The 20,857-nt window shown below is 70.5% G+C and carries 17 protein-coding genes; 5 read left to right on the top strand and 12 right to left on the bottom strand.

Annotated elements, in window-relative coordinates:
• Positions 1 to 340 precede the first annotated feature (340 nt).
• Positions 341 to 706 carry a DUF1844 domain-containing protein gene (locus tag ACQEVY_RS38265; protein WP_432954280.1) on the top strand — a complete coding sequence of 122 codons (366 nt, stop codon included), beginning with the start codon at positions 341 to 343 and terminating at the stop codon, positions 704 to 706.
• Between the two features lie 55 nt (positions 707 to 761).
• Here the strand turns inward: ACQEVY_RS38265 and ACQEVY_RS38260 are convergent, their stop codons facing one another.
• Complete coding sequence (locus ACQEVY_RS38260; protein WP_432954278.1) at positions 762 to 1,493, bottom strand: SseB family protein; 732 nt, start codon at positions 1,491 to 1,493, stop codon at positions 762 to 764.
• Positions 1,494 to 1,643: 150 nt separating this feature from the next.
• Between ACQEVY_RS38260 and ACQEVY_RS38255 the strand changes: the two genes are divergently transcribed.
• Positions 1,644 to 2,639 carry a serine hydrolase gene (locus ACQEVY_RS38255; RefSeq protein WP_432954277.1) on the top strand — a complete coding sequence of 332 codons (996 nt, stop codon included), beginning with the start codon at positions 1,644 to 1,646 and terminating at the stop codon, positions 2,637 to 2,639.
• A 7-nt stretch (positions 2,640 to 2,646) separates the two neighbouring features.
• On the opposite strand, the gene mycP is transcribed toward ACQEVY_RS38255, so the two are convergent.
• A complete protein-coding gene (gene mycP, locus ACQEVY_RS38250) occupies positions 2,647 to 3,855 on the bottom strand; it encodes a type VII secretion-associated serine protease mycosin (protein WP_432954276.1) in 1,209 nt (402 codons plus the stop codon).
• Positions 3,852 to 5,237, bottom strand: coding sequence for a hypothetical protein (locus tag ACQEVY_RS38245; protein WP_432954275.1), 1,386 nt, complete (start codon positions 5,235 to 5,237; stop codon positions 3,852 to 3,854). Before ACQEVY_RS38245 ends, mycP begins: the two co-directional genes overlap by 4 nt.
• A 1,124-nt stretch (positions 5,238 to 6,361) precedes the next feature.
• Between ACQEVY_RS38245 and ACQEVY_RS38240 the strand changes: the two genes are divergently transcribed.
• Positions 6,362 to 7,564, top strand: coding sequence for an amino acid deaminase/aldolase (locus ACQEVY_RS38240; protein WP_432954274.1), 1,203 nt, complete (start codon positions 6,362 to 6,364; stop codon positions 7,562 to 7,564).
• Between the two features lie 26 nt (positions 7,565 to 7,590).
• On the opposite strand, the gene ACQEVY_RS38235 is transcribed toward ACQEVY_RS38240, so the two are convergent.
• The 4 genes from ACQEVY_RS38235 to ACQEVY_RS38220 are packed head-to-tail and all read right to left on the bottom strand — an operon-like array spanning position 7,591 to position 12,109.
• Entirely contained in the window at positions 7,591 to 8,526 is a 936-nt protein-coding gene (locus ACQEVY_RS38235; RefSeq protein ID WP_432955624.1) for a DUF2510 domain-containing protein, read from the bottom strand.
• A 48-nt stretch (positions 8,527 to 8,574) separates the two neighbouring features.
• Entirely contained in the window at positions 8,575 to 9,357 is a 783-nt protein-coding gene (locus ACQEVY_RS38230; protein ID WP_432954273.1) for a 3-oxoacyl-ACP reductase, read from the bottom strand.
• Complete coding sequence (locus ACQEVY_RS38225) at positions 9,354 to 10,733, bottom strand: aldehyde dehydrogenase family protein (RefSeq protein ID WP_432954271.1); 1,380 nt, start codon at positions 10,731 to 10,733, stop codon at positions 9,354 to 9,356. The genes ACQEVY_RS38230 and ACQEVY_RS38225 overlap by 4 nt, the downstream gene beginning before the upstream one ends.
• A gap of 11 nt (positions 10,734 to 10,744) precedes the next feature.
• A complete protein-coding gene (locus ACQEVY_RS38220; protein ID WP_432954269.1) occupies positions 10,745 to 12,109 on the bottom strand; it encodes a glutamine synthetase family protein in 1,365 nt (454 codons plus the stop codon).
• Between the two features lie 77 nt (positions 12,110 to 12,186).
• Between ACQEVY_RS38220 and ACQEVY_RS38215 the strand changes: the two genes are divergently transcribed.
• Together ACQEVY_RS38215 and ACQEVY_RS38210 are read left to right on the top strand one after the other, a co-directional pair.
• Complete coding sequence (locus ACQEVY_RS38215) at positions 12,187 to 12,933, top strand: FadR/GntR family transcriptional regulator (protein WP_432954268.1); 747 nt, start codon at positions 12,187 to 12,189, stop codon at positions 12,931 to 12,933.
• 83 nt (positions 12,934 to 13,016) lie between these two features.
• Positions 13,017 to 13,703 (top strand): gamma-glutamyl-gamma-aminobutyrate hydrolase family protein, encoded by a 687-nt coding sequence (locus tag ACQEVY_RS38210; protein WP_432954266.1) that lies wholly within the window; start codon positions 13,017 to 13,019, stop codon positions 13,701 to 13,703.
• A gap of 711 nt (positions 13,704 to 14,414) precedes the next feature.
• Here ACQEVY_RS38210 and ACQEVY_RS38205 read toward each other — a convergent pair.
• The 5 genes from ACQEVY_RS38205 to ACQEVY_RS38185 form a co-directional block, all read right to left on the bottom strand.
• The gene (locus tag ACQEVY_RS38205; protein ID WP_432954264.1) at positions 14,415 to 15,350 is read right to left on the bottom strand and encodes a LysR family transcriptional regulator; all 936 of its coding nucleotides are present in this window, start codon (positions 15,348 to 15,350) and stop codon (positions 14,415 to 14,417) included.
• A 125-nt stretch (positions 15,351 to 15,475) separates the two neighbouring features.
• A complete protein-coding gene (locus ACQEVY_RS38200) occupies positions 15,476 to 16,216 on the bottom strand; it encodes a helical backbone metal receptor (protein ID WP_432954262.1) in 741 nt (246 codons plus the stop codon).
• Positions 16,217 to 16,246: 30 nt separating this feature from the next.
• Positions 16,247 to 16,813, bottom strand: a complete 567-nt coding sequence (locus ACQEVY_RS38195; protein WP_328772801.1) for a helix-turn-helix domain-containing protein — start codon at positions 16,811 to 16,813, stop codon at positions 16,247 to 16,249.
• 310 nt (positions 16,814 to 17,123) lie between these two features.
• A complete protein-coding gene (locus ACQEVY_RS38190) occupies positions 17,124 to 19,736 on the bottom strand; it encodes an ABC transporter permease/substrate binding protein (RefSeq protein ID WP_432954260.1) in 2,613 nt (870 codons plus the stop codon).
• On the bottom strand, positions 19,729 to 20,817 hold the full coding sequence (locus ACQEVY_RS38185; protein ID WP_432954258.1) for a quaternary amine ABC transporter ATP-binding protein: 1,089 nt from the start codon (positions 20,815 to 20,817) through the stop codon (positions 19,729 to 19,731). The genes ACQEVY_RS38190 and ACQEVY_RS38185 overlap by 8 nt, the downstream gene beginning before the upstream one ends.
• Positions 20,818 to 20,857 lie beyond the last annotated feature (40 nt).

Genomic DNA, 20,857 nt, shown 5'->3' with positions numbered 1-20,857 from the left:
CCACCGGGAGCCATGAAAAATGCCCCGGACGGGACGCAGGCGGGGCTCCAATGACAACCGGAGCACCGCCGCGGAGGCCCGCGGGGCGCATATCCTGCGGCTCCATCGTCCGTACGGAACGATGGTCGCCGCCTGACCGGGTGACCCGCCGTCCCGGGGGACGGCCAGGTGGGAGATCGGAGCCTCCACTTGCGGGTCGAAAACGCTGACATGCGGACATGTCTGGGCGCATCCGACCGGTCGTTACACAAGGTTAGCAGCTCCGGAAGGCCCGCGCTAACCAGGTGCCCGGCACCTCCTGCTGTCAAGGAGGCACGCACCTGGCCCTATCGTGTGGAGCATGAGTGACACCCCTCCTGAGAACGCCGGGAACCCCGACTTCGACGCCATGACCCGCGATATCGCCGAGGTCCCGGCGGTCGAGGTGATCGTGACGGTCGCCGTCAACCTGATGAGCGCCGCCGCCGTGAAGCTCGGTCTGACGGAGGAGGGCGAGAAGCACAAGGACCTGGACGAGGCGCGCAAGCTGGTGCACGCCCTTGCCGGACTGCTGGACGCGAGCGCGACCGAGATCAGCTCCTTCCACGCGGCACCGCTGCGCGACGGACTGAAGTCGCTGCAGCTGGCGTTCCGCGAGGCGTCGTCCGTCCCGGACGAACCGGGCCAGGGGCCGGGCGAGAAGTACACGGGTCCGGTCTTCGGCTGAGGCCGACTTCAGAGACGTACAAGAGACGCACGAGAGACAAGAGGCATACGGGACTTCAGGGCCGTACGTAAAGGGGCTCGCCCGGTGGTGTGGCCTCGGTCGGCAGGAGTGCCAGGTCGAGGCCGTGTACCAGGCGGGCCCTCAGTGTGTCGTCGGCGGCCAGGCGGCGGGCGATGGAGCGGGCGGTCACGGCGGGGGGCGCGGACGGGTCCAGTACGAGGGCGAGGGTGCCGTCGGCCTGGCCGGGGCCGAGGTGGGCGCGGAGTACGGCGGGTTCGGCGGCGACGGCTGCTCGTACGGCGCCGGTCACGGCGGGGTCGGTGAGCGGGTCCGTGCTGGTGCGGCCTTCGGCGAGGGCGAGCAGGGTGGGGCCGGTGACTTCGTACGGCACGGGTCCGGCGAGGTCGAGTACGAGGGTGTCGGCCTTTTCGTGGGCGGCGGCCTGGAGTGCCTGGTGCAGGGGTACGGCGACGGGGCGGGCCGCCGGGTCCCAGCGGGCGAGCGACTCGGTGGAGGTGAAGGCGGGCAGGGCGGTCCGGGCGCCGGCCTTCAGCGTGGGGACGGCCATGTCGCTGGTCTTCTCGCGGCGCAGCCCCTTCTCGTCCTCCTCGGTCTCCCCGAGTACAGCCACGACGGGTACGAGGAGCCGGGCGCCCTTGAGTGCCTCCAGGACCGGTGCGTGTGCGGAGCGGTCCTCGGCCCAGGCCGCGAGCGCGGCGGTCAGCCGGGGGTCGGCGGAGCCGTCGTCGTCGGAGAAGCCGGAGTCGGGGATGTTCTTGTTCGCCACGGTCACCGACTCTATGCGGGTGTTGCTCGCATGCTTTCCGCGGCCCCGGAAACATGGTGTTCACGTGGTTCAGGGTTTTCTCAGGGATCCCTTACATGCTTCTGACGTGCGGCTAACCGGAGACACAGCGGCAGGCCACAGCATCGCGGGATGGACCCGCAGACAGCTCGTCGGCCCGGCGCCCGCCCGTCCTGGTACGGGCCTCTCCTCTACACGGCGGTGGCCTCCGTCGTGCTCGTCGGCGTCACGGCCTCCGGGACCACGCATGTGAAGGCGCAGGCGCGCGGCGGCACGGGTCTCGTATCGTCTTCGTCGTCGCCGACCGCGGGCGCGCAGGCAGCGGACGCATCATCACGGACCCCGGAGGCAACAGTGGAATCCGTGGCGACGACGGCGAGCCCGACGCCTACGGTTCCTGCCGTGGACCGGAACGCGCTGCTCGCCGAGGCGATGGAATCCGTGGCCGTCGAGGACGGCGCGCGGGTGTCGGTGGCGGTGCTGGATCCGGAGTCCGGGCAGAGAGCGGTGTACGGGGACGGGTCCTTCGACAGCGCGAGCATCGTCAAGGTCGACATCCTGGCGGCACTATTGCTTCAGGCACAGGACGCAGGGCAGGAGCTGACGGCGACGGAGAAGTCGTACGCGACCGCGATGATCAAGAGCAGCGACAACGTGTCGGCGAGCGAGCTGTGGGACGCGATCGGGCGGGCGGAGGGTCTGGCGGCGGCGAACGAGCGGTTCGGGCTGAGCGGCACCGAGGGTGGGGACGGGACGTTGTGGGGGCTGACGCAGACCACGGCGGCCGATCAACTCGCTCTGCTTCAGCAGGTGTTCGGGGAGGAGTCGGTGCTGAACGAGGCCTCGCGGGTGTATCTGCGGGGGCTCATGGGGGACATCGCGGTGGGTCAGGACTGGGGTGTGTCGGCTGTCGGTTCTGAACCTCAATTCGCCCTGAAGAACGGGTGGTTGCCGCGCAGTCAGACAGGGTTGTGGGTGATCAACAGCATCGGGCGGGTGACGGTGGACGGGCACGCGTATCTTGTCGCCGCGCTGTCGCAGGGCAACTCCACGAAGGCGAAGGGGATTTCGCTGGTGGAGGCTGCGGCCAGGGCCGCGGTGTCGTCGCTGCGGGATGCGGACGTCTAGCAATCGTCTAGTAGTCGGGGTCGCCGGTAGGCGTTGGGCGTGGTTCGCGGCGGCCGCGCCAGAGGATGACCGCGCCGATCAGGAGTGCGCCGCCGAGGGTGCCCGCGACGGGGCCCGTCCAGCCGGACGAGGAGTCGTCGTCCGCGGCGTCCGGGCCCGGGCCGAAGTACTTTTCGCCGTACGAGGCCGAGCGCAGCCCTTCCGGTTTGAGCTTGCCGCCCTGCTTGATGGCGGCCGCGGGGTCGACGAAGCCGAAGCCGCGGGAGTCGTCGCGGCCGCCGCTGGGGGCGTTGCGGGCTGTGTCCTCCAGGAGCTCCTTGATCTGGGCGGGGGCCAGGTTCGGGTGGGCGGCGCGGACGAGGGCGACGGCGCCGGAGACGAAGGCCGAGGCGGCGCTGGTGCCCCAGCCTTCGTAGTACTTGCGGTCCGGGTCGGCGATGACGACGTCGACGCCGGGTGCGCTGACGGTGGCGTACCAGCGGCGGGTGGAGAACGAGGCACGGGTGCCGTACTTGTCGACGGCGGTGGCGGCGATGACGCCCGGGTAGGCGGCCGGGTACGAGATGTGGTCGCCCTTCTCACCGCCGTTGCCGGCCGAGGCGACGACGACGGCGCCCTTCTTCAGGGCGTACTGGACGGCGGCGTCCTCGGTGGCTTCGGGGTGGGCGGACTTGGAGTCGTCGCCGAGGGAGAGGTTGATGACGTCGGCGCCGTGGTCGGCGGCCCAGCGGATGCCTTCGGCGAGGGCGTTGCCGCGGGTGTTGCGGGCCTTGCCGCGGGCCGAGTCGCCGTCTTCGAGGATCACGCGGACGGGGAGGATCTTGGCCTCGGGGGCGATGCCCATGACGCCGTCGGCGTTGCCGGGACCGTGTCCGTTGCCCGCGATGATGCCCGCCATCGCGGTGCCGTGCCGGGCCCAGGCGCGGTCGCCCCGGCCGGCGCCGAAGCCGACCATGTCCTTGCCGTCGAGGACGTTGCCGGCGAGGTCCGGGTGCTGGGCGTCGACGCCCGTGTCGAGGACGGCGACGGTGATGCCCTCGCCCTTGGTCGTCTGCCAGGCCTCCTTGGCGCGCATCGCTTCCAGGGGCCACTGCTGGGCGCGTATCCCGTCGGCGGCGTGGGCGGTGGTGGGTGGGACGAGTGCGAGGGAGGCGGCGAGGAGGGTGGCGAGGACTCCGGTCCTGCGGGCGCCGACGGCTATGGCCTTGCGGGTCATGACGGCTTCTCCGTGGCCGAGTTGACGGTTTTGCGGAGGCCGCGCTCGATGCGGTCGGCGAGGCCTTGTGCGTCGTGGCCGAGGCCCGCCTGGGCGGGCGCTGTGGTGGCGTCGGCCTTCATGGCGTCCTCGGCCGGCTCCGGCTCGGTGACGGCGCGGCCGTCGGCGAAGCCGGAGACTGCGTAGACGACCACGGGGGCGTCGGTCAGGACCGACACCGTCCAGGAGGCGCGCTGGGCGTCGCCGAAACCGGCGGCGACGGTGCCCTTCGCGGCGTACGGGCGGGGCATCAGGTCGCTGCGCTCCGCGAGCCCCTCGTCCTCGAACTGGCTACTCAGGGCGCCCATGGCCGCGGAGTCCGCCTTCGTGAACAGCAGGCCGACGGTCGTGACATGACTGCGGGTCGCGTCGGTGTACGTAGCGCGCAGGAGCCGCAGGCAGCCCACCGGGGCGAGTGCCTTGCGCAGCAGCGGGTCGAAGGCGTCCGCGCAGCCGCTGTCCGGCGCTACGGCGATACGGATCCAGGTCCGGTCGGCTCCGCCCGGCCCAGCGCCCTCCCCCTCCACGGTCGGCGGAAACAGCTCGTCCACGGGAACGCTGTGCCAGAGATCCCCAGCCGCCGCGAACGAATCCCGCGACCCGGCGTTCCCTCCACCGTCCCCGGTCAGCCAACTCCCGGCCACCGCGCCCCCGATGAGCCCGAGCCCAAGCACGACACAGGCCGCGGCAGCCGCGACCCGAGGCCGGGCCCGGGGCCCCACGGGCAGCAACCGCGCGGTGTCATGGTCGTACGTGTCCGGGGGCGCGAACGACACGAAGGGACGCCCCGCGGGAACCCCGACGGGCGCCGGCTCCGGCTCCGGCTTCGCGGGAGGCTCGTCGGGCGGTTCGGCGGGAATGGGCCGAAGCCGCCGCGTGGTCTCGCTGAAGGTCTCCTCAGGCACGCGCCCCGGCCCCGGCGGAACGCCCGGCGGAGCCGGGACACTCGGCCGCGGCGGCGCAAAGGGCCGCTGCGGAAAGCGGGGCGCTGTCCGCTGGGGCCCGACTGTCGCCTTCGCCTCGGCGGCGGGCGCCGACGGCACGGCTGAGCCTCCGGCGTCCCGGGCGGTCGAGCGCGGCTCGGCGGCGGGACGCGGCGGGATGACTGAGCCGTCGACGTAGCTGGTGGCCGAGCGGGGCTCGGTCACTGGACGCGGCGGAGCGGCTGAGCCGTCGACACGGCTCGTGGCCGAGCGCGGCTCGGTCGCCGGAGGCGCGGGTACGACTGAACTGTCGGCGTTCTTCGCGCTCGTGCGCGGCTCGGCCACCGAGCCGCCGACGTCCCGCGCACCCGGACGCCACTCGGCCCCTCCACGCGGCTCCGTGGCCGGACGCGGCGGCACGACCGAACCCTCGCCATAGCTCGTGCTAGACCTCGGCTCGGCCACCGAGCCGTCAACACCCCGCCACGCCGGACGCCGCTCAGCCGCCAGACCCGACGCAGCGCCCGAGCGCTCCCCGCCCCCCACAGCCGGCCCCGGCTCAACCACCGGACGCGGTGGCACAATTGACCCCTCGGCATAGCCCGTGGCGGAGCGCGGCTCGGCCACCAAGCCGTCGACGTTTCGCGCACCCGGACGCCACTCAGCCGCTCCACGCGGCTCCGTGGCCGGACGCGGCGGCACGACCGAACCCTCGCCGCCCCTCGCAGTCGTCCGCGGCTCAGCCGCCTGACGTTGCGAGACGACTGAACCGTCGAGGTTCCTCGAAGCCGGGCGCGCCTCGGGTGAGGAGCCGTCGGCGTTCCGCGCGGTCGGATCCCACTGGGCCGCCGCGTCCGGCGGGACGTCCGTCGCCCCGACGCTCGGCACGGAACCGGTCGCCGGAGGCGGCGTGTCCGGGAAGCGGGCCGATGCCGGTGGAGGCGGTGGGGTCACGGGCGGGCGCGGCTGGCGCTCGTTGGGCCGGAGGTCCGGGAAGCGGAGGGGCCCGACCGGTGGGGGCTCGCGATCGTCGTCACCCGCGGAGGTTCCGCGGTCATCAGCCTCGAAGGTGCGGCGGTCGTCAGCCTCGAAGGTTCCGCGGTCCTCGGCACCCTCGGACGTTGCGCGATCGTCCCCGGTGAGGCCTCGTGGGCGAACCGCGCCGCTCCCCGGCAGTGCCCCCGCGATGCCCGGCCTTCGCGGCGCGGTGTCGGGGTCGCGTCTCGGCAGTGGGCCCGTCGATTCGGCGGCCTGAGGGGCGGTCTCGGCGGGCTCGTCCTCCGGTGTGCCCGGCGTTCCGCTCGGCGGGGTCGATGGGCGCGGAGGGACGGGGATGCGACGCGCTTCCGTGCTCAATGCACCCCCCGTTTCCTCGTGCTCGGGCAACTGGCCCGCCAAAGGAACTCCTCCGGACCGTTCCCTTCCTGCGTGCGCGTCACTCTACGGGCTGACACTGTGCGAGTGGGAACCAGTACGCGGGCCCGCGGCATCTGCCCGGAACGTCCCCCTACCCTCCGGTAATCGCGTCTGGCAGGCTTCGTGGCATGACTGGCCGCGCCGCAGACAGGGTCCGCTACGACCGGGCCACCGCCCATCTCGACGCCCCCGTCGCCATCGTGGACCTGAAGGCCTTCGACGCCAACGCGGAGGATCTGACACGAAGAGCGGGCGGCAAGCCCATACGCGTCGCGAGCAAATCCGTACGTTGCCGGGCCCTTCTCGAACGCGTCCTGGCCCGCGACGGCTTCGCCGGGATCATGTCGTTCACGCTGGACGAATCGCTGTGGCTGGCCCGCTCCGGATTCGAGGACGTACTGCTCGCCTACCCGTCTGCGGACCGCAAGGCCTACGCGGAACTGGCGAGCGACCCCAAACTCGCCGCCTCCGTCACCGTCATGATCGACGACCCGGCCCAGCTGAAGCTGATCGACGACGCCCGGGACGGCGGACGCGAAGTGGTGCGCGTCTGCCTGGAGTTGGACACCTCGCTGAAGCTGCTCGGCGGGCGGGTACGCGTCGGCGCCCGCCGTTCGCCACTGCACTCCCCCGCACAGGTCGCCGAGATGGCCCGTACGGTCGCCCGGCGACCCGGCTTCCGGCTGGTCGGGATCATGGCGTACGAGGGACATATCGCCGGTGTCGGCGACGCCCTGCGCGGACGGCCGCTCCGGTCGCGCGCCATCCGGCTGATGCAGGCCGCCGCCCGCAAGGAACTGGCCCAGCGGCGCGCCGAGGTGGTGCGCGCGGTACGGGCCGTGGCGCCGGACCTCGAATTCGTCAACGGCGGCGGCACAGGCAGCGTCCAGCACACCGCCGCCGAGGACTCCGTCACCGAGATCGCGGCCGGATCGGGGCTCTACGTCCCGCGTCTCTTCGACAACTACACCTCGTTCAGCGGGCGTCCGGCCGCCCTCTTCGCCCAGCCCGTCGTCCGCAGGCCGGGCCTGGGCGTCGTGACCGTCCTCGGCGGCGGCTACCCCGCCTCGGGTGCGCCGGGAGCCGACCGGCTGCCCGAGCCGTACCTCCCCGAGGGTCTGCGATACGACCCTCAGGAGGGAGCCGGCGAGGTGCAGACGCCACTGCTCGGCTCCCCCGCCGACGATCTGCTGATCGGCGACAAGGTGTGGTTCCGGCACGCCAAGGCCGGTGAACTGTGCGAGCGGTTCGAGGTACTGCATCTCGTGGAGGGCGAGACCGTGACGGCGACGGTCCCGACGTATCGAGGCGAAGGCCACACCTTCCTGTAGCCGCACCAGCCACCAGCCGTACGCGGCTACCGCGTGGGCCCCACGCTGCTGCCCACCCCTCCGCTCGTCTCCGCGTCGCCCAACGGCCGGATCCCCTTGGTGATCTTGTCCATGTCGGTGAGCGGCGGCGCGTCCTCCCCGGCGTCGATCACGTACCGCACCATGACCGGCGCACCGGAGCCGACGCTGGACGGGAACGCCAGCGACTGGACGTAACCCCCGGTCCCCTTCTCGGTCTTGACCCGCCAGCGTACGAAGTACCCGGTGCGGCCCGCGACCGCGACCGGCCCCTGCTTGACCAGCTTCTTGGACGTGATGCCGCCGTAGGGGCGGCGGTCGAGCTGGTCGCGGTCGTAGGCCTGGTCCGCCGCCTCCGAGATGTCGTCCTTGGCGAGCGCCTCGGGGGACTCCTCGTCGTTCGCGGTCACCGTGCGCGAGATGACCTTGCCGTGGCGGCACTGTCCGTCGTCGCCCGGGCAGGTGTAGGTGTCGGGCGTGACCATCACGACGTTCTTCTCGGAGACGAACTCGGGTCTGACCCAGCCGTCGAGGAGCGGAAACGTGATGCCGTTGAGCTCGTCCACGACCGTGAGGGGGTCGTCGGCGGACGGTTCGGAGGTGGACTCCGAGGGCGTGGGCGACGGCGGGTCGCTCGTGGGCGCGGAGGACTGGGGTGCCGGGGTGGTGTTCGCCTCCGGGGAGCCGTCGTCCCGGTTCAGGACGACGGCTCCGGTGACGATCGCGGCAACCAGCACGGCTGCCGCGGCGATCATGGCGATGACCTTGGCACGACCGGAGCCGCCACCGGGGGCGCCGGGCGCGGGGGCGAACCCGGGCTGCGCCACGGGCTGTTGGGGCGCCGTCTCGGGGGCACGCATGTGCTCGGTCCACCTGGTCCCGTCCCACCAGCGCTCGACATGCGGCGCCGAGGGGTCGGGGTACCAACCGGGCGGTGGCGTCATGCTCATTCCCGCACTGTAAGCGCCCCTCCACCGTCAGTGCACGGCCCTCTACAGAGGCGTGACGTACGCGCCCGAAATCCCGCCGTCCACGAGGAAGTCGGTCGCGTTCACGAAGGACGAGTCGTCGCTGGCGAGGAAGGCGACCGCCGCGGCGATCTCCTCGGCCTCCGCGAACCGCCCCACCGGGATGTGTACGAGACGGCGCGCGGCGCGCTCCGGGTCCTTGGCGAACAGCTCCTGGAGGAGCGGGGTGTTGACCGGCCCGGGGCACAGGGCGTTGACGCGGATGCCCTCCCGCGCGAACTGCACGCCCAGTTCGCGGGACATCGCCAGCACACCGCCCTTGGAGGCCGTGTACGAGATCTGGGAGGTCGCCGCGCCCATCCGGGCCACGAACGACGCGGTGTTGATGATGGAACCCTTGCCCTGGCGCCGCATGTAGGGGATCGCGGCCTTGCAACACAGGTACACGGAGGTGAGGTTGACCTCCTGGACCCGCTTCCATGCCTCCAGCCCTGTCTCCAGGATGGAGTCGTCGTCCGGCGGCGAGATCCCCGCGTTGTTGAAGGCGATGTCGATCGAGCCATACGTCTCGTACGCCGTCCTGAACAGCGCCTCGACCTGCTCGGCGTCGGTGACGTCGACCTTCACGAAGGTCCCGCCCACCTCCTCGGCGGCTCCCTTGCCGCGCTGCTCGTCCACGTCTCCGCAGACGACATGGGCGCCCTCGGAGGCGAGGCGGCGCGCGGTGGCGAGGCCGATGCCGCTGCCGGCACCGGTGATGACGGCGGTGCGGCCGACCAGGCGGCGGCAGATGCTCTCTTCGGTCACTGTGCGGGACCTTCCGTGCTGATGAAGACGTTCTTGGTCTCGGTGAAGGCGGTGAGCGCGTCCGGGCCGAGTTCACGGCCGAGCCCGGACTGCTTGTAGCCGCCGAACGGGGTCCAATAGCGGACGCTGGCATGGGAGTTGACGGACAGGTTCCCGGCGCGTACGGCCTGGGACACGCGCAGCGCCCGGCCGACGTCGCGGGTCCAGATGGAGCCGGAGAGTCCGTACTCGGTGGCGTTGGCGAGCCGGATCGCGTCCGCCTCTTCGTCGAAGGGCAGCACGACGGCGACCGGTCCGAAGACCTCCTCGACGGCCACGCGCGCGTGCGGCTCGATTCCGGTCAGGACGGTGGGCGGGAACCAGAAGCCGGGGCCTTCGGGCGCGGTACCCCGGATGCCTTCCAGGTCATCGGTGACGTACGAACGTACGCGTTCCAGCTGGACCTTGGAGATCAGCGGGCCCATCGCGGTCTTCTCGTCGGCCGGGTCGCCGACGAGTACGGACTCGACGGCGGGGGCGAGGAGTTCGAGGAAGCGGTCGTACGCCGTGCGCTGCACGAGGATGCGGGTGCGGGCGCAGCAGTCCTGGCCGGAGTTGTCGAGGAAGGACATGGGGGTCGCCGCGGCGGCGGCTTCGATGTCGGCGTCGGCGAAGACGATGTTCGGGCTCTTGCCGCCGAGTTCGAGGGTGACGGGCTTCAGGAGCGCCGAGCCCTTCGCCAGTACCTGTTTGCCCACGGGCGTCGACCCGGTGAACACGATCTTCGCCACGCCGGGGTGCTCGACGAGGGCGTTGCCCGCAACGGACCCTTCGCCCGGCAGGACCTGGAACAGCCCTTCCGGCAGCCCCGCCTCCAGGCCGAGTTCGGCCAGCCGCAGCGCCGTCAGCGGAGTCGTCTCGGCGGGCTTGAGGATGACGGCGTTGCCCGCCGCGAGTGCCGGAGCGGTGCCCCAGGCGGCGATGGGCATCGGGAAGTTCCAGGGCGCGATCACACCGACGACCCCGAGGGGTTCGAGGATCGTGACGTCGAACCCGCCGGCGACGGGGATCTGCCGCCCGGTCAGCCGCTCCACTCCCCCGGCCGCGTAATCGAGCAGATCGCGTACGTTGCCGGCTTCCCAACGGGCGTTGCCGATGGTGTGCCCGGCCTCCCGCACCTCCAACTGGGCGAGTTCCTCGAGGTGTTCGTCGACGACGACGGCAAAGCGGCGCAGCAGTCGGGCCCGCTCGCCCGGCGCGAGGGCGGCCCACCGGGACTGCGCCTTCGCCGCTCGCACGACGGCGGAGTCGACGTCTTCGACACCGGCAGCCGCAACGGTGGCGATGACCTCCTCCGTCGCCGGATTGAGGACCTGGAGCTGATGCTCGTACGACACGGACGGACCTTTCACATGCGTTCGAAGGAGCGGCGCAGCTCCCAGTCGGTCACCGCGGCGTCGAAGGCCTGGAGTTCGACGCGGGCCATGTTGCGGTAGTGGGCGACGACCTCGTCCCCGAAGGCGGCTTTGGCGATGGGGCTGGTTTCCCAGAGCTCGGCGGCCTCGCGCAGGGTGGTGGGGACGTGCTCGTACTCAGCGGTGTAGGCGTTCCCAGCGCACGCCTCCGGCAGCTCGAGCTGCTGCTCTATGCCGTACAGACCGGCCGCGACGAGTCCCGCGACGGCCAGGTACGGATTGACGTCGCCGCCGGGCAGCCGATTCTCGAAGCGCATCGAGCGGCCATGCCCGACCACCCGCAGGGAGCAGGTGCGGTTGTCGTAGCCCCAGGCGACGGCGGTCGGGGCGAACGATCCCGGCTGGAATCTCTTGTACGAGTTGATGTTGGGCGCGTACAGCAGCGAGAAGTCCCTCAGCGCGGCCAGCTGCCCGGCGAGGAAGTGCCGCATGACGTCGGACATGCCGCCGGGCCCGTCCCCGGCCATGGCGTTACGGCCGTCCTTGTCGGCGAGCGAGAGGTGGATGTGACAGGAGTTGCCCTCGCGCTCGTTGTACTTCGCCATGAACGTGAGTGAGACGCCCTCCTGAGCGGCGATCTCCTTGGCGCCGGTCTTGTAGATGGCGTGCTGATCACAGGTGACCAGGGCCTCGTCGTACTTGAACGCGATCTCGTGCTGCCCGGGATTGCACTCGCCCTTGGCGGACTCGACGATCAGCCCGGCGGCCTGCATCTCATTCCGAATACGCCGCAGCAGAGGCTCGATGCGCCCTGTCCCCAGCACGGAATAGTCGATGTTGTACTGATTCGCCGGGGTCAGCCCCCGATAGTTGGCGTCCCAGGCCTGCTCGTACGTGTCCTTGAAGACGATGAACTCCAGCTCGGTGCCGACCTGCGCGGTGTAGCCGAGCTCGGCGAGGCGCTCCAACTGGCGGCGGAGGATCTGGCGGGGCGCGGCGACGACGGGTGCGTCGTTGTTCCAGGCCAGGTCGGCGATGAGCATGGCCGTACCGGCGTTCCACGGCACCTTGCGCAAGGTACTGAGATCCGGGCGCATGGCGAAGTCGCCGTAGCCGCGGTCCCAGGAGGACATCTCGTAGCCGTCGACCGTGTTCATCTCGGTGTCGACCGCGAGGAGGTAGTTGCAGCCCTCCGTACCGTGGTGGAGGACCTCGTCCAGGAAGAAGCGCGCGGCGAACCGCTTGCCCTGAAGCCGCCCCTGCATGTCCGGGAAGGCCAGGACGACGGTGTCGATCTCGCCGCTCGCGACGAGAGCGTGCAGCTCCTCCACGCTGAGCGGTGGTGTGCGGTGGGCCACGGGAAAGGCCTCCTTCGGTCAGCCGAGAGCCATAAGGTATTGCCGAGAACCATTGCTTGGGAAGGGGGCACGGCCATATGTCGCAGCCGAACACGCACGACGTGAACGACCGGCCGGGCGATCAGCTGGCACCCGTCCTGCGACCGGTCCGCGCGGGCAACGGCTTCGAGGAGGCACTGGAGCAGATCCTCCAAGTGGTACGACTCGGCCTGGTGCCCGGTGGTGAACGGCTGCCCGCCGAACGGGAGTTGGCGGACCGGCTCGGCATCAGCCGGGTGACACTGCGCGAGGTACTGAAGGTGCTCCAGGACCAGGGCCTTGTCGAGTCGCGGCGCGGGCGGTACGGCGGCACGTTCGTCAGGCCCAGGACCAAGACGCCCGGCGAGGCCGAGCTGCGGCGCCGGGTCGAGAGCGTGGACATCGAGGACGTACTGCGCTTCCGCGAGGTCCTGGAGGTGGGCGCGGCCGGCCTCTGCGCGACCCACGGCCTGTCCGCCGACCAGTCGGCGCGCCTGCGCGAGGCCCTGGCCCGCACCCACGACGCCCCGCTCGCCGACTACCGACGCCTGGACACGATGCTGCACCTCACGCTCGCCGAACTGTGCGGTTCGCCAACCCTCACCGCCCAGTACGCGGCCGTACGCGCGAGGGTGAACGACCTCCTCGACTGCATCCCCCTCCTGGTACGGAACCTGGAGCATTCCCAGCGCCAGCACACTGCGCTCGTCGAGGCGGTGCTCGACGGGGACGCGGACGGGGCGCGCGAGATGACGCGCGAGCACTGCGCGGGGACGGCGGCGCTGCTGCGGGGGTTCCTCACCTGAGGGGTCCTGTACAGCGCTTCTGTAAAGGTATGCGGACTGTCCATTAACCTCTTCTCTGGGTACGAGCGACAGGGAGCGTGGGGATGGCAGGCAGGCCGCTGATCGGTGTCAGTACGTATCTGGAGTCCGCGCGATGGGGTGTGTGGGAGCTGGAGGCGGCGTTGCTGCCCGTTGGGTACCCGCGGCTCGTGCGGGACGCGGGCGGGCTGGCCGCGATGCTGCCGCCGGACGATCCCGCGCATGCGGCGGCGGTCGTCGCGCGGCTCGACGGGCTGGTCATCGCGGGTGGGCCGGACGTGGACCCCGCGCGGTACGGGGCCGCTCGCGAGCCTCGAACCGGGCCCGAGGCTCGTGAGCGGGACAGCTGGGAACTTGCGCTGATCGACGCCGCGCTGGCCTCCGGCACTCCGCTGTTGGGGATCTGCCGGGGGATGCAGCTGCTGAACGTCGCCCTCGGGGGGACGCTTGTGCAGCACATCGAGGGGCATGCCGAGGTGGTGGGCGTCTTCGGACGCCACACCGTGAAGCCGGTGCCTGGCTCTCTCTACGCCGGGCTGGTGCCCGAGGAGACCTCGGTCCCCGCCTACCATCACCAGTCCGTGGACCACCTTGGGTCCGGCCTCACGGCTTCCGCCTATGCGGCGGACGGGACGGTGGAGGCGCTCGAACGCTCGGGTCCGGGCTGGGTGTTGGGCGTCCAGTGGCACCCGGAGATGGACGACGACGTCCGTGTGATGCGGGGGCTTGTGCGGGCGGCCGCCGCCGCTTGAACGAGGGGTTCCTTTCCCCGGCCCCGCCCCTTCCCGAAACTGTGGGCTGCGCCCTCAGCCCCCCCGCCAGGGGGTGGTGGGTGACACTTCGTGTCGCGGCTGCGGGTTGAGTGTGGCTGGTCGCGCCCACGCGGCGGAGCCGCATATGTCACAGCCCCGCGCCCCTTGGGTTCGTGGTGGGTGCGGGGCCGCGTCGGGGGTGTCCGTCCTCGGACCGGCGCGCGTTGCTGTCGGCTGGTAGAGGGTGCCGGTGTTGGCGCGCCGGCCGCTGCGGGCGCACACCCCCGCCCCGTCCCCTTGCCGCCGCGGGCGGCTGCGGGGCCGTGGGGGTGCGGGCTCCCTCCGGGCGGGCATTCCGGACCGCGGGCTTGCCCGGGGCTCGGGCTCCTTCCGGGCACGGGCTGCTCGGGCGCGGGCGCCTTCCGGGGCGAGGGCTTTTTCGGGTCGATTGCTCGTCGAGGGTGTGGGCAGTCGCAGGCTTTTGCTTTTAGGGGCGCGGGGAACTGCGCGACCAGCCACAACGCACCCGCAGCCGCGACACGACCCCAACACCCCACCCCGGTAGGCACCCACCCACCCACCCACGGGTGAGCACCCCACCCACCCCGCAAACCGACCCCCCGCCGGAGGCGCCCCACCCGCCGGAGGCAGTGGGGCCTGGGGGCGCAGCCCACAGTTTCGGGAAGGGGCGGGGCTGGGGAAAGAAACCGCTCAACCGCCGGAGGCCACCGTCAAAGACAAAAGATCCCGCGCCGGCCCCGTCGGTCGATGCCCCACCGGCCATACCGCCCGGAGGGCCCTGCTGAGGCGCACATCCGCCACAGGAATCGAAACGAGTCGGCGAGCCGACAACTCCTCGCCGAGCGCCAGCTCGCTCAGTACCGCCGGCCCCGCGCCACTGACCGCGGAGGCCTTCACCGCCGTCGTGGACGACAGCTCGATCAGCGGCCGGGCCAGCCCGCCAAGCGCCGACTCCAGGACCTGACGCGTACCAGACCCCTTCTCCCGAAGGATCAGCGGCGTCTCCGCCAACTCCGCAGCCGCCAGCGGCCGCCGCCGCCGCGCCCACGGATGCCCCGGCGCCGTCACCACGATCAGCCGGTCATGGGCGATGACCACCGAGTCGAGCCCGGTCGGCACGGACAACCCCTCCACGAAGCCGAGGTCGGCCTCGTCGGCGAGAAGCCGCTCGGCGACGACGGCGGAGTTACCGGCGAGCAACGACACAGCCGTATCCGGACGCTGAGCGCGCAGCGCGATCAGCCACCCCGGCAGCAGATACTCGGCGATCGTCATACTCGCGGCGACCCGCAACCTCGAGTCACGCCGATCCCGCAGCGCCTGCGCCCCCGCATCGAAGGCCTCCGCCGCCTCCACGATCCGCTGCGCCCAGTCCGTCACCAGCGCACCGGCGTCCGTGAGCCGCGACCCGGTGGGCGAACGGTCCACCAGGGCCACCCCCAACTGCCGCTCCATCGACCGAATCCGGCTGCTGGCCGCCGGCTGCGTGATCCCCAGCTCCCGAGCCGCCCGCCCCAGACTCCCCAGCCGTGCCACGGCGAGCAGCAACTCCAAGGCCCCGAGCTCGGGCACCCGCCGTGCCAGCCCTCCGGAGAAGCCGGGAAACTCCTGTTCAGCCACACTCATAAGCCCACCCTATGTGGGAGCGCCAAGCCCTTAGGGGCTCTCAGGCCTCCGGCGGTTGGGTTCGTTGTTTGGTGCGGGTTGTGAGTGGCTGGCCGCGCCCCTTAGGTCCGTGGTGGGGAAGCTGCTCAACCGGTGGAGGCAATTGCTCTGCCGAGTACTCCCGGTGCCTCGACCAACGAAGGCCCGTACCAAGTCAGATGTCGCCCGCTGACCAGCGCCCAGGCCCGCCCCGGAAACGCCTCAGGCCCGTCCTCAGCCGTGAACCGATACGGCTCATCCGGCAGCACCACCACATACTCGGACGTCTCCGCGGACCTCAACTCCTCAATCGGCACCCGCGGATAGCGCTCCGCATGCCCGGCGTACACGTTGTCCACGCCCAGCCGCGCCAATACGTCACCCGCGAAGGTGTCCCGCCCGAGCACCATCCACGGCCGCCGCCAGATCGGCACAACGGCACGGCGGCGACGCAAGGGCACCGGCAAATCCGCCCACACCGCCTCCGCCTCGTCCAGCCACCGCGGCCGCGCCCGAACCCCACAGGCCTCAAGCACCCGCTCCAGTTCACGAAACGCCTGCGGCACATCCCGCACCTCGGTCACCAGCACCTCGAAGCCCGCCTCCCGCAGGGCGGTCAGATCCGGTTCCCGGTTCTCCTCCTCGTTGGCGATCACGAGGTCGGGCGCGAGCCGTACGATCCGTTCGACGTCCGGGTTCTTCGTGCCCCCGATCCGTACGACATCAAGGTCGGCGGGATGGTTGCACCAGTCCGTCGCCCCGACCAGCAGGCGGGACGGGCCCGGCGAGCCCGGCGCCGAGGCGGCCACCGCCTCCGTGAGGGACGGGACCAGGGACACCACCCTCACCGGCACATCACCCTCACCGCAGTGCGTCCCTCACCGCTGCGCGTCCTCCGCCGCCTCGATGTGGTCCGCGACCGCCACGACCAGCACACGCGTGTCCGGCACGGTCGCCCGCCACCGGTGCCGTACGCCACCGGTCATGTACAGCGTGTCGCCGCGCCCCAGCCGGTACGCGCGGCCCTCCGCCTCGACCTCGACGGCGCCGTCCGCGACGTACATCAACTCGTCGTTGCGGTGCTGGAATTCGCGCCCGGCGTCGTGGTCGCCGCTGAACTCCATGGCGTGCAACTGGTGGTGACCGCGCACCAGGGGGCGTACGAGGGGCTCGTGGGGGGTGAACTCGGAGTCGTCGGAGCGCACGACGTCAACGCTGCGCGCCGGGTCGGCGGCGGCGAGGAGCTCGACGCAGGTCGTCCCGAGGGCGTCGGCGACGCGCTGCAGGGAGCGCATGCTCGGCCGGGCCCGCTCGTTCTCGACCTGGCTCAGGAACGGCACCGACAGCCCGCTGCGCTCGGCGACGACGGCGAGGGTGAGCTCCAGTGCCCGGCGCCGCCGCCGGACGGCCGCGCCCACCCGAAGGGCGTCTTTGTTGTCGTCCATCGCTTCGGCTCCCTCCTGTGCGTCGTCGGTGCGTGGATCGGTGCGGGCGGCTCGGTGACAGCCCGATGCTCGTACGTCTCGTACGGTCTCGTACCTCTCGTACGTCCGGAGTACTACATACGAGGAACGTACGAGCCAATGTCTCCCGATGTTTTGTTTGCACCCTACGCACGTTCGGCAAACCGTTTCATGCGGCCGTCACAAGGCCGTAAACAAAGGGGTGGGCTTCACCGCACCGGAACCGCTCGGTCCCCGCGGGCGAAGCCCACCCCTCAGTGGACTGCTGCCGTACTACCGCATCGCTACGGAGCTACGGAGTCATCCGGCTCACCATGTCCGGGTGCTCCTTGAGCCATGCTTCGACGGCCTCCTCCTCGTTGCCCTGGCCGCGGTCCTTGATCTCGGCCTCCAGGGTGCCGAGTTCCTCCTCGCTCATCTTGAAGTTCTTGATCCACTTCGTGAGCTGCGGGTACTGGCCCGGGAACGCCTTGTTGGTGATCGTGCGGATCGTGTTCCCCTCGCCGAACAGCTTCTTCTCGTCCGACAGCTTGGTGAGCTCGTACTCGCTGTAGGCCCAGTGCGGGGACCACAGGACGGCGATGATCGGCTCCTTCTTGGCGTACGCGCGCTTCAGCTCGGCCAGCATCGCGGGCGTGGAGCCGTCGACGACCTCGTACTCCTTGTCCAGGCCGTAGCCCGGCAGGACGTCCTTCTTGAGCAGGTTCATCTCGCCGGTGCCCGGCTCGATGCCGATGATCTTGCCGCCGAAGGTGTCGGCCTTGCCCTTGAGGTCCGCGAGCGACTTGACGTCCTTCACGTACGAGGGCACTGCGAGTTCAAGCGAGGTCGGCTGGTACCAGGTGCCGAGGTCTGCCAGGTTGGCCTTGTTCTTCTCCCAGTAGTTCGACTGGGCGTACGGCAGCCAGGCGTCGAAGTTGACGTCGATGTCGCCGGTGGCCAGGCCCGTGTAGACGGGGCCGACGTCCATCTGCTTGAGGTTCAGCGTGTAGCCGCGGCGGGCCAGGACGTTCTTCCACAGGTAGGTGACGGCGACGTTCTCGTCCCAGGGGAAGAAGGCGACGTCCACGGGACGCTTCGCCTCCGCCGGTTCGCCGCCCGTGGAGTTCTCGACCGGGGCCAGCTTGTCGACGACGCCGGGGTTGGACTTCAGCCAGGTCTTCACGGCCTGCGGCTGCTTGCCGTCGCCCGCCTTGTTGATCTCCGCTTCGAGGCTGGTGAGCTGCTTCTCGGTCATCTTGAAGTTCTTGAGCCACTGGCCGACGACCGGGTTGTCCGCGGCGAAGCCTTTACGGGAGACCGTATGCACATCGTCGCCCTTGCCCCAGGCGCCCTTCGGGTCCTTGAGCTTCGTCAGCTTGTAGTCGTTGTACGCCCAGTGCGGCGACCACAGCGTGACGACGATGGGCTCCTGCTTGGCGTACGCGCGCTTCAGCTCGGCCAGCATGGCGGGCGTGGAGCTGTCGACGACCTTGTACTCCTTGTCGAGGCCGTACTCCGCCAGGACCTTGTCCTTGAGCAGGCCCATCATTCCGGCGCTGGACTCGATGCCGGTGATCTTGCCGCCGAAGTCCGAGGCCTTGCCCTTGAGGTCCTCCAGTGAGTCGATGCCCTTCATGTAGGAGGGCACGCTCAGCTCCAGGGACGTCGGTCCGTACCAGGAGCCCAGGTCCTCGATCTGCTTGCCGTACTTCTTCCAGTACTGCTCGTGGGTGGTCGGCAGCCAGGCGTCCGTCTGGAAGTCGATGTCCCCGGCGGCGAGAGAGGTGTACATCGGGCCGGCCTCGAGCTGCTTCGTCTCGACCTCGTAGCCGCGCTCCTGAAGGATCTCCTTCCACAGGAAGGTGGAGGCGACGCCCTCGTCCCACGGGATGTAGCCGATGGTGATCTTCTTGCCCTGGCCGACGTTCGAGGAGTCGGCGGCGGTGGTCTCGGAGTTCGTACCGCCGAAGACGCCCATGCCGCCCGCGACCAGCGCGAGCACGACCACACCGATCATGGCTACGGCGGGCCGGGGGCGGTAGGACCAGATATTCAGGCCCTGCGCGGCGCGCAGCCTGGCGAGGGCGCGGCGGCCGAGCGGGGAGACCTGGGTGCCGAGCGAGCTGGTCATACGGTCCAGGTAGATCGCCAGGATGACGATGGCGACGCCGGCCTCGGAGCCCAGGCCCACGTTCAGCTGGCCGAGGGCCTCGTTCACGTCGCCGCCGAGTCCGCCGGCGCCGACCATGCCCGCGATGGCGGCCATGGACAGGCCCAGCATGATGACCTGGTTGACGCCGGCCATGACCGTGGGCAGCGCCAGCGGCAGCTGGATACGCAGCAGGGTGTTGCCGGGGGTGGTGCCGAACGCGTCGGCGGCCTCGACCAGTTCCGTGTCGACCTGGCGGATGCCCAGCTCCGTCATCCGGACGCCGGGCGCCAGCGCGAAGATCATGGTGGCCACGATCCCCGCGGGGGCGCCGGTGCCGAAGAACAGGATCGCCGGGATGAGGTAGATCATCGCGGGCAGCGTCTGCATGAAGTCGAGCACCGGCCGGACCAGGTTGCTCACCCGGTCGGAGCGCGCCGCCCAGATGCCCACGGGTACCGCGATGGCGAGCGCGATGATCGTCGCCACGAGGACGAGCGACAGGGTCACCATCGCGTCTTCCCACAGTTCGACGGAGTCGATGAAGGCGAATCCGAGGAAGGTGAGGACACCGGCGGAGGTGCCGCGCAGCCAGAACGCGATCACGGCGAAGATGCCCGCGAGGAGCAGCGGCTCCGGGGCCTGCAGGACGGCGTTGATTCCGTCGTACGTGCCCTCGAAGATCGCCTTGAGGAAGTCGAAGAGCCACGCCATGTTGCTGAGCAGCCAGTCGACCGTGTCGTTGACCCAGTCGCCGAAGGGGATCCTAGGCATCGGCCTTCACCGCCTTGACAACCTTGTCACGGGGTGTGTCACAGGGCCTGGGCTCGCCTTGTTCGTCGCCCAGGAAGCCGATCAGGCGTTGCCGCGGTACGACTCCGACGAGTTGCTGTGTCTTGTCGAGCACCGCGACCGAGTGCGGCACGCGGGCGCTGATCGCGCAGAGGTCCACGAAGGAGCTGTCGGGCCGCGCGGTCTCGCAGCCGCAGTCCGCCTCGTCGCCCCGCAGGTTCGTGTCCATGACGGCGTCGGCCGTGAGGACGCGGGAGCGGTCGACGTCCTTGGTGAAGGAGGCGACGTAATCGTTTGCGGGGCGGATCAGGATGTCCTCGGCGGTGCCGATCTGGACGATGCGGCCGTCGCGCATCACGGCGATGCGGTCGCCCAGGCGCATGGCCTCGTTGAGGTCGTGCGTGATGAAGACGATGGTCTTCTTGAGCTTCTTCTGGAGCTCGATCAGCTGGTCCTGCATATCGCGGCGGATCAGCGGGTCGAGCGCGCTGAAGGACTCGTCCATCAGGAGCAGGTCGGCGTCTGTGGCCAGCGCCCGGGCCAGCCCCACGCGCTGCTGCATACCGCCGGACAGCTCGTCGGGCCAGGACTTCTCCCAGCCGGACAGTCCGCACATGGCGAGGGCGTCAGTGGCGCGGGACTCGCGCTCGGCGCGCGGTACGCCCTGCACCTCCAGGCCGTAGGCGGCGTTCTCGAGGACGCTGCGGTGCGGGAAGAGCGCGAAGTGCTGGAAGACCATGCTGATCTTCTTCGAGCGGACCTCGCGCAGTTCGCGGTCGCTCAGGGTGGTCAGGTCCTGGCCGTCGAAGAGGACTTGTCCCGCGGTGGGCTCCAGCAGTCCGTTGAGCATGCGCAGCAGCGTGGACTTGCCCGATCCGGACAGGCCCATGACCACGAAGGTCTGGCCCGGTTCGACTGTGAAGGACGCGTCGACCACCGCGGCGGTGGTGCCGTCGGCGCGCAGTGCCTCACGGTCCTTTCCTTCGCGGAGTTGCTCGACCGCTTTCTCGGGTCGTCTGCCGAACACCTTGTAAAGGTGCTCGGCCTGCAGCCTGGATGACACTTGTACCTCTCAGGTCGAACGAATACGGCCCGCCTCCCCC

Source organism: Streptomyces sp. CA-288835 (genome assembly GCF_050936385.1).
Taxonomy (GTDB): Bacteria; Actinomycetota; Actinomycetes; order Streptomycetales; family Streptomycetaceae; genus Streptomyces.
Note: the sequence above shows the minus strand (reverse complement) of the source record. Positions and strands in the feature narration are given on the sequence as shown.